This is a genomic window from Pseudomonas sp. ok272, assembly GCF_900109995.1.
GTDB lineage: Bacteria > Pseudomonadota > Gammaproteobacteria > Pseudomonadales > Pseudomonadaceae > Aquipseudomonas.
This window is the reverse complement of the sequence record NZ_FOCB01000027.1, coordinates 18293-27200: the sequence shown is the minus strand read 5'-3', so window position 1 is coordinate 27200 and position 8908 is coordinate 18293. Positions and strand designations below refer to the sequence as shown.

The window sequence follows — 8908 nt, the reverse complement described above, 5'->3', positions numbered from 1 at the left end:
CAAGGTGGTGTGCAGCAAGCGCCCGAGCGCGTCCCATTGGTAGTGGGTGACGGCGCCGTGTTCGTCTTGTTGACGAATCTTTCGGCCCAGGGCGTCGTAGGCAAACTGTCGCTGGGCGCCGTCGGGCAATTGCTCTTCGATCAGTTGCCCGAGGTTGTTCCAGGTGAAGGCGTGGTAGCTGCTGTCCGGGTAGCTGATGCTCGTCAGTCGGCCCTTGGCGTCGCGGTAGTACTGGGTGCGGTGGCCGCTGGGGTCGATCTGTTCGGTGAGGTCGCCCTGGGGGTTGCGGCGGTAGGTCCACTGCGCCTTGCCCCGGGTGCGGCGGTACAGGTGACCGTCGCGGTATTCGTAGGCGGTGGGTTGGTCGTCGGGCGGCAGCTGCGCGATCAGGCGCCCGGCGGCGTCGTAGCGGTATTCGGTGACGGCGCCCAGCGGGTCCTGCTCGGCGATCAGATGGCCGTCGGCGTCGTAAGCCTTGAGGTGTTCGCCGCCGTCGGCCTCGACCCTGCGCACCTGGCGCGCCTGGGCGTCGTGGACGTACGTTTCCTCACTGCCATCGATGTTCTCGACCCGCACACTGCCGGCATCGTCCCAGGTGTAGCGGCTGTCCATCTGGCCAAAGCTGGCCCAGTGCCGAACACAGCGCGCCGCCTTGCCTTCGCGTTGCCACTCCCAGAAAAAACGCGCACCTCCGGCCAACTGACGCTGCACGATCACGTGCTGGTCGTCGTACTGGTAGCGCTCGCTGTCACCCAGGGCGTTTTGCACTTCGACCAGCCGCTGGCGGGCGTCGTAGTGGTAGCGAACGAGGGTCTGTGCGCTGCGCCAGGACTCAGCCTCGCTCGGGGCCGGCTCGAACACCTGATAGTCAATGGCGATCAGGTGCTGGCGGTCATAACGCAGCAACAGGGCGCGGCCGGCGCCGTTGTCCAGGCGCTGGATGCGTCCGGCGTAGTCACGGCGGATGTGCAGGCGGTTGTCGTAGGCGTCGCTGATGGCCGTGAGGTGGCCGTCGCGAAAGTGATAGCACGGCGTGTCGTCACCGGCCTGGGCGAGGATCAGTTCGTCGGCGTCAGCGCCCAGGTAGATCGCCGCGCGGGACAGGCTGTTGTGGATCGCCGGGCGTTCGGCGCTGGGCATCGGGAATGGGGTGCGGCGGTTTTCCGGGTCGATCCAGGTCAGTGTTTCGTCGTTGATTTCCAGGCGTTGTGACAGTGAATGGCTCCAGCCAAACCCCAGGCCGCTGTCCAGCTCCACCGCGCTGGTGCGGTACAAGCGGGTGAAGGCAAACGGCAGCAGACCGTCCAATTCGGCGTCGGTCAGGGTCAGCAGTTCTTCGCCGGTGACCATCGACACCGGGCAGCCATGGGTGGCGGTGTGGCGCGCGGTGTCGGCGCTGGCGCCGTTGGGGTTTTTCGCCTGGTTCGGGGCGTTGAGGTGAGGCTCGTCAGGCGTGAGGGTGGTGTTGCGCCTGGCGTCCCAACGCAGCTGCAGGCGACCCTTTTTCAGCCCGGGGGCGATGCCTCGGGCCGCGAGTTTTTTGTAGGGGTGGGCGGCGCCCATGAAGCGCTCGACCAAGGTGAACATCGCCGCGACGAAGCGTTGCGCGGCCGCGACGATGACCTGGCCGTAGCGCACCAGCCGTGCGCCCAGGTAGGCAACGCCGATGCCAAAGAAACTCAGGACAATGCCGATCAGCAGGTCAATCAGCAGCCCCACCACGAACTCGGCCACCGCGGCCGCCGTGTTGCCGGCGACCTGGCTCGGCGGCAACGCTTCCAGCCACAGGCTGGCAGTGCGCAGCAGCAAGCACAGCGCGGCTTCATCGCTGGCCAGCAGCAGGGCGTTGGCCATCACCTGCGGGGAGGCTTGCGCCAGCGCGGCCGTGGCCTGGGCACTGTCGGCGATTTTTTCACTGAGCTTGGCCGGGTCCTTCAGCAGTTCGCTGATCTGGCCGATGCCATCCCACACCCCCTGGATCGCCGCCCAACTGCCGGCGAGCAAACCGTTGCCCAGCGCCGACGCGCTGCTGTGCGGCCACTGCGGCTTGAAGCCTTGCCACTCGCCGCGCAGCCAGTGTTCCAATTCGCCGCTCAAGCCGTCGTAGGCGGCGAACAACCCGTCGAGTTGCTCGGGTGTCACCGCGCCCTGGACCCGCAGCCGATAAAACTTGCCCGCCTCACCGCGGAAGGCGCCCACGCCCTGTTCGTCGAGGGTGATCAACGTGCCCGGCCCGCCGGCGACCGGTATCACCTCGACCTCGATGTTGCCCAGCGGGACGTCGTAGACCGACTCGAATTTGCTTTCGATGACCAACTCACCATTGGCCGGGCACTGGGCCACGCTGGTGATGAACTCATCGTCGCCGGTGCCCACCACCTGGCGGGCGTTGCCCAGGGTGATGACCCGGTCCATGCCCATCAGCGAGGGCAGGTCGGCGGCGTGGCTGAGGCTGTCGGTGCCGCGCAGGAACCAGTGCGTGAGTTGCTGGCGGTAGAGGCCGAGGGTGTCCTGGAAGGTGTCGAGCGCCTGCTCGATCTGGGCGACGCGCGGGTTGGGGGCAGAAGCTGGCATCCACGGGCTCTGAAGCAGAATGAGGGCCGGCGATTCTGCTTCAGCGAGGGGCGCGTTTTAGTGGACGACAAAAAAGACAGAATTCCCCCTATTTCATGGGGATTTTTCCTATGAGTTTTGTTGGTGCAAGACTACAGACAAGATGGTTTTAGCCTGATGTGTGGCTGCGATGCTCCTGCGGCTTGTCGTTTGTGACTTGCAACTGATTGTCGGTGAGGTCACGGATGAACAACCCCAGCAACTCGGACTGGCTGCCGATGCCGAGCTTGGCATAGAGGTTCTTGCGATGAATCTTCACGGTGCCGGGGCTGATGCACAGTTGTTCGGCCACCGAGGCGCTGGAGTGGCCGCGCAACAGCAGTTGCACCACCTCCTGCTCGCGGCCGGTGAGGGTGTGGGCACCGAACTGGTCGAAGGCTTCGCGGATCTTGAAGTCCAGGTCCTGGGCCGGTCGTGGTTGCTGGGCCTGACGCTGGCGCCAGGCTTCGCCGATCACTTGCTCGACCACCGCCTGGGCGCATTCGATCAGTTGCAGTTCGTCGCGGCTGAAGGCGCAGTTGGCGCTGGAGCGCATCAGCGACAGTACTGCCATGGCGCCTTCGCCCAGGTCGACGAAGAACGCCACTTCCTCGGCCAGGCCGGTTTGCTGGTAGTAGGTCAGGTAGTACTCGCCCAGGTAGAAGTGGTCGGGGGCGAACTGGCGCAAACGCCACAGCCCTGGGGCTTGGCGGCGGGTGCAGGCGAGGTAGAAGGGGTCCAGCAGGTAGGGGCCGCACTGGTAGTCGTCGACATACACCGCGCGTTTGTCGGCGGGGAAGGTATCGAACATCGCCAGGGGGCGGTGGTTGCCTTCATAGACGAACAAGACGAAGTGGTCGACCGGGCATACTTGTCGCAGCCAGTGGCTTAGCCCCGACAGTCGTGCTTGCCCGGCGGGCAGGTCCAGCAGGTGGGCGACTCCGGTGGTCCAGAGTTTCAGTTCCTTGGGGCGCATGGGGACTTCGAGCAGTATGGAGTCGCGATAGCATGCACGAAGTACGCCATGGGGCTGTAGGCCCATTCTGATGGGTGGGGCGTTGGGTCTGTTGTTCTGGGTGTGCACCAAATGGGTGCCGGATGTTACCGGTGGCTACATGTTGGGTGTCACTGGGGGGGCGTTTGTCGGGTTGGTGTGCTGTTGCGAGGGTGGTCCGAGGTTATCGGGCAAATTTTTTCGCACCTGCCACGCAGAGGATTACGGCCACGGTGACGCCCACCATGCCCAGGCTCACGTGTTCATGCAGTAATGTCGCCGCCAGGGTCAGGCCAAAGAACGGCTGTAGCAACTGGAGTTGGCCGACGGCGGCGATGCCGCCTTGTACCAGGCCGCGGTACCAGAATACAAAGCCGATCAGCATGCTGAACAGTGACACGTACCCCAGGCTCAACCAGGCTGGCAGGCTGATTCCCGAGAACGATGAAGGTGCCAGGTAGAGGCTCAGCACGGTCATTAACGGCAGCGAAAGCACCAGCGCCCAGCAGATCACCTGCCAGCCGCCCAGGGTCCGGGACAGTGTTGCGCCTTCGGCATATCCCAGGCCGCAGGCCAGCACCGCCAGTAACATCAGCAGGTCGCCCTGGGGCGAGGTGTTGAGTCCTTGGGACAGCGCGAATCCCACCACCAACAGGCTGCCCAGCCCCGAGAACAGCCAGAACACCGGCCGTGGCCGTTCACCCCCGCGCAGTACGCCGAATGCGGCGGTGGCCAGGGGCAGCAGGCCGATGAACACAATGGAGTGGGCGGAGGTCACGTATTGCAGGGCCAGCGCCGTCAGCAGGGGAAATCCGACAACGACGCCCAGGGCTACGATCAGCAATGAGTGCCATTGGTTGCGGGCCGGGCGCGCTTGCTTGAACAGCCACAGGATGCCCAGCGCCAGGACCCCGGCGATGCACGCGCGGGCAACCGTGAGAAACACCGGGCGAACTGCTGCACCGCGACCCGCGTCGCCGGCAGTGAGCCGCTGAAGATCACCACACCAATCAGGCCGTTGATCCAACCTCGGGTGGACTGTTCCAACAAGAGGGGATGGGGAGTCGAGGTGCGTGCCATGCGGTGGGGTGCTCCAAGGGGGTTGTCTTGGGGGCATCTTGGGCCTGAGAATCAAGACAATCAAAAAATTGTCATGGATACACCTGCCCATGCCACGCTCGCGCTACAAGTCCCTGGTTGATGCCTTTGCCGCCGATATCCGTTCGGGCCGCCTGCCTCCCGGCACCCGTCTGCCGACTCACCGTCAGTTGGTCGCCCAAGAAGGGTTGGCGCTGGTCACGGCCAGTCGGGTGTATGCCGAGCTGGAGGCCATGGGCCTGGTCAGTGGTGAAGCCGGTCGCGGCACCTTCGTTCGCGAGACCGCGCTGCCCCCCAGCCACGGTATTGACCAGAAGGACGTTGCCGTGGGCATGGTCGATCTCAACTTCAACTACCCGTCATTGCCGGGCCAGGCCGATCTGTTGCGCAACGCCCTGCGTCAGTTGGCGGTGTCCGGTGACCTGGAATCTTTGTTGCGCTACCAGCCCCACGCGGGGAGGGCGCATGAGCGCGCGTCGGTGGCGCGGCACTTGCTGGCGCGTGGGCTGACGGTGAGCCCCGAGCAGGTGCTGATCGTCAACGGTGCCCAGCAGGGTTTGGCCGTGGCGCTGATGAGCCTGTTGCAACCGGGCGATGTGGTGGCGGCGGATGCCTTGACCTATTCGGGGTTCAAGGTGTTGGCGCAGTCGCTGCACCTGGAGTTGCTGTCGATCCCGTCCACCGCCCTGGGGCCGGACCTGGATGCGCTGGACCGGCTGTGTCGCAGTCGCCCGGTACGTGCCGTGTACAGCATGCCAACCTTGCATAATCCGCTGGGCTGGGTGCTGGACGTTGAGCAGCGTACCCGGTTGGTGTCGATTGCCCGCGAGCATGGGCTGACGATCATTGAGGACGCGGCCTACGCTTTTTTGGCGGACAACCCAGCGCCACCTCTCGCCGACCTGGCGCCGGAGTGCACGGTGTACGTCTCGGGCTTGTCCAAGAGTGTCGCCACAGGGCTGCGGGTCGGCTTCATCGTCGCGCCAGAGCCGATGGTCCCGGCCTTTGAGCGCACCATCCGCTCCACCACCTGGAACACCCCGGCAGTGATGACGGCCATCGCCAGCGCCTGGCTCGACGATGGCACGGTCGAGCGGCTTGAAGCCGAGAAACGCCGTGACGCCCGGGCCCGGCAGGTCATTGCGCGCAAGGCGCTGGCGGGGCTGCCCTGCGTCAGCCACCCCGCGTCCTACTTCCTGTGGCTGCCCTTGTCGGAAGATGCCCGCGCCGACCAGATCGCCATGGCGCTGATGCGCGAGCAGATCGCGGTGTCCACCGCCGAACCGTTTGCGATCTCGGCCCATGTGCCCCATGCGCTGCGACTGGCGCTGGGGTCGGTGGACCTGGGCACGCTCAAGGTGGCGTTGGCCCGGGTGAAGTGGGTGGTGCAGGCCTATTCGTAGGCGCTGGGACCGCGGTGTCCTTCACGGTTGCCTGACAATATCGACGGAGATTTCTACCGCGGCAATCGTTCCCCGGTTCTCCAGCCAGTGTGTGGTGTTCCGGTCCTCGGGCCAGCCTACGCCCGGCCCGTAGTCCCGGGCGACGCCATTTCGATGATCAGTGATCGTGCCGTGCAGTATGTAGACAATGCCTGGCCGGTCGACATGGCTGTGGGTCGGGCCGAAGACGCCGCCGGGCTGGATGCTCACCACGCGCATTCTCAGTTGGCGTCCTGCCATGCCCTCAATCTCGGGACCCAGGTCGACCGTTGCCAGCAACGTCACCGTCACGCCTTGCGTCGCCGGTGCGAGCGGTTCGTCGTTCATCGCGCGTTCCTCTGTGGAGTGACAAGCCCCCACTAGCAGTAGACACCCGAAACGACCGGCTGGGCCGGGAGGCGACCAAGGGTCGCAAGCATTGCGTTACCGGGCGATCACCAGGGCCGGTGGCTGCCAGCTGCCTTCGCCGGGGGGCAGGATCGAAGGCGCTGCGGTCCTCGGCCAGTAGAGGCGCATCACCAGATAGACCGTGCCGTCAGGCGCCGGCAACCAGTTAGCCTGCTTGGCCTTGCCGGGGGAGTCCTTCTGGATGTACAGCGTCAGCGAGCCATCCGCGTTCTTCTTCATGGCCGACAACATCGGCGAGTTGATCAGGTAGCGGTTGATCGGGTTGTTGATCAGCAGTTGGCTTTTGCCGTCGTACAGGGTCACCGACCAGAACGCATTGACGGGGGGCAGCTTGCCGGCGGGGAAGGTCAGCGTGTAGTTGTGCTGGCGGGTATCGAGCGTCTTGCCGGTGCCGTCGGTGCGGGTGAAGGGGTACATGGCCTCGACGGCATCATTGCCGTACAGGCCGCCCTTCGCGGCGCCGGCACGCATCAGCCAGTCGGCCTGGTAGAAGGCCTGGTCGCCGAAGAACGCGCCGACGTTCCAGCCGTTGATGTTCTTCATTCCCGTTGAGAGAAACGCGTCAACCTTTGCGTCGCCGTCCTTCATCCCCAGAAACACCACGGCCTTGTGCTCCAGCGACAGATCGCGGAACTCGAAGCGGCGTCCTGGGCCGACGCCGATGCTGGCCAGCTTCGCCCGGATCGCCTGGTCATCGGCCGATGGCGGCACATACTGCAGTGCGGCCGACAGGTACTCGAAGAAGTGGTCCTTGATGCCTTCCGTGGTGGCCGGGACGAACTCAATCTTCGGTGCGGCGGGCGGCGCGGGTTGATGGAGGAAGGCGGAAAGCGCCTGGACCTTGTACCCGGCCTGAACCTTCTCGACATTCGGCATGTCGGCGGGATTGAACAGCTGGGTGCGGATCAACGTCAGGGCGAACGGTGTCGTGGAATGGAAGACTTTACGGATGCCATGGGGTGTCGCGCCCTGCCAGTCGGGGCCGGCGATCAGATAGCTCCCGGGCGCGCTGGCGGTTGCCCGGCTGCCGATGTAGCCGTAGTTGTAGGTGTTGGCGTCGATGAGCTGCACCGAGTAGTAGCGTTGTTTGGCGACGGCCGGCACCGTGATCACCAGCGGTTCTGCGCGCAGGTCGGCCCAGAGTATCGAGTACGGGGTGTCGCTGTTTGGGGTGATGACGGCAGTGTCGGCGGGCGTCGCCACCCGATGCTCGTTGTGCAGTTGGTTGAAGGGCGCCTTGAACTGGCTGGAGCGGGGGTCCACGGCAAACTCGTTCATCACGGCGTAGTTCATGACCAGCGGCAAGCCGTAGATAAAGCCCTGCTCGGCGATGGCCTTGGTCTGCTCCAGGCTCGGCGCGGGCACGCCCTTGGCCGTGGCGGCTTTGTCCGCCTGGGTGATCGGGTCGGTGTTGCCCGCACACCCGGCGAGCAATGTTGAACCCAAGACGACGGTCGCCGCCAGCGTCCATCCCGTGTTAGACGTCCTGTTCATGTCCACCTCGTTAGTGTTGAGCATGTTGGCGCCGTGATGGACGGACATCTCTGTGGCCAGACTGCGCCCGGGGAGTGTAGATCAGAATAAAAGCGCGCTCGCGTTGGCATTGCAGTCAACGTCGCGAAGGCCACAGCGCCAGCCGTATTGCGGTGATGGGTGAGTTGCGGCTATCAAGCCGAGGACCATCGCCGTGTTCATCCTGGCGATGCTTGACGCGCTGGATGCGTTGCTCGGCGTCGGCAATCATCACGCCGTCCTGCTCGTCGATGTAGAAATAGGCCCCGCTGGTGTCGGCCATGATCTGGTCCGGAGCCAGGGTAATCAGCGCATCGACGCCTCACGATTTTATTGTTGGAATGACTATCGGAGTCGTTAAGGCTCGCGATCCGCCAGTTGCTCCAGCAAATCCTCGGATGGCACGAAGAACAGGCCGCCCGTGACCGCCGTGCTGAAGTCGAGCAAGCGGTCGTAGTTCCCGGCGGGCCTGCCGACGAACATGTTCTCCAGCATCAATTCGATGGGTGCGGGCGAGCGCGCATAGCCGATGAAGTAGGTGCCGAACTCACCCGCGCCGGGGCGGCCAAAGGGCATGTTGTCGCGCAGGATCTTCACTTCCTGGCCGTCCTCGGAGGTGATAGTGGTCAGCGAACTGTGGGAGTTGCTCGGCTTGGTCGCGTCATCGAGTTCGATGTCGGACAGCTTGGTGCGCCCGATGACCCGTTCCTGGGCTTCGACGGACAGCGGGTTCCAGGCGTCCATGGTGTGCAGGTACTTTTGCACCAGCACGTAGCTGCCACCGGTAAAGGCCGGGCCTTCCACATGCAGTCGAACGGAGGTTAAAAGACATTAGCAGATCAACGATTCGCGTCACCCACCG

Annotated in this window: 6 protein-coding genes and 2 pseudogenes; 1 reads left to right on the top strand and 7 read right to left on the bottom strand. The window is 64.5% G+C overall.

Annotation, left to right across the window (positions count from 1 at the left end; translation table 11 throughout):
- From BMW74_RS23745 to BMW74_RS23735, 3 genes and pseudogenes are all read right to left on the bottom strand, one after another.
- Positions 1–2574, bottom strand: a 2574-nt coding sequence (locus tag BMW74_RS23745) for a DUF6531 domain-containing protein (protein ID WP_139208459.1), incomplete at its 3' end; no start/stop codon positions are given.
- Between the two features lie 148 nt (positions 2575–2722).
- On the bottom strand, positions 2723–3568 hold the full coding sequence (locus tag BMW74_RS23740) for a helix-turn-helix transcriptional regulator (protein ID WP_093426541.1): 846 nt from the start codon (positions 3566–3568) through the stop codon (positions 2723–2725).
- A 202-nt stretch (positions 3569–3770) separates the two neighbouring features.
- Positions 3771–4666, bottom strand: a pseudogene (locus BMW74_RS23735) (DMT family transporter).
- Positions 4667–4755: 89 nt separating this feature from the next.
- On the opposite strand from BMW74_RS23735, the gene BMW74_RS23730 reads away from it, so the two are divergent.
- Positions 4756–6087 carry an aminotransferase-like domain-containing protein gene (locus BMW74_RS23730; RefSeq protein WP_093426540.1) on the top strand — a complete coding sequence of 444 codons (1332 nt, stop codon included), beginning with the start codon at positions 4756–4758 and terminating at the stop codon, positions 6085–6087.
- 21 nt (positions 6088–6108) lie between these two features.
- On the opposite strand, the gene BMW74_RS23725 is transcribed toward BMW74_RS23730, so the two are convergent.
- The 4 genes and pseudogenes from BMW74_RS23725 to BMW74_RS23710 all read right to left on the bottom strand — a co-directional run.
- Entirely contained in the window at positions 6109–6453 is a 345-nt protein-coding gene (locus BMW74_RS23725) for a cupin domain-containing protein (RefSeq protein WP_093426539.1), read from the bottom strand.
- 96 nt (positions 6454–6549) lie between these two features.
- The gene (locus BMW74_RS23720; protein WP_093426544.1) at positions 6550–8028 is read right to left on the bottom strand and encodes a DUF1254 domain-containing protein; all 1479 of its coding nucleotides are present in this window, start codon (positions 8026–8028) and stop codon (positions 6550–6552) included.
- Positions 8029–8143: 115 nt separating this feature from the next.
- Entirely contained in the window at positions 8144–8329 is a 186-nt protein-coding gene (locus BMW74_RS23715) for a hypothetical protein (protein ID WP_093426538.1), read from the bottom strand.
- A gap of 74 nt (positions 8330–8403) precedes the next feature.
- Positions 8404–8847 (bottom strand): annotated as a pseudogene (locus tag BMW74_RS23710) (Dyp-type peroxidase); the annotation flags it as partial.
- Positions 8848–8908 lie beyond the last annotated feature (61 nt).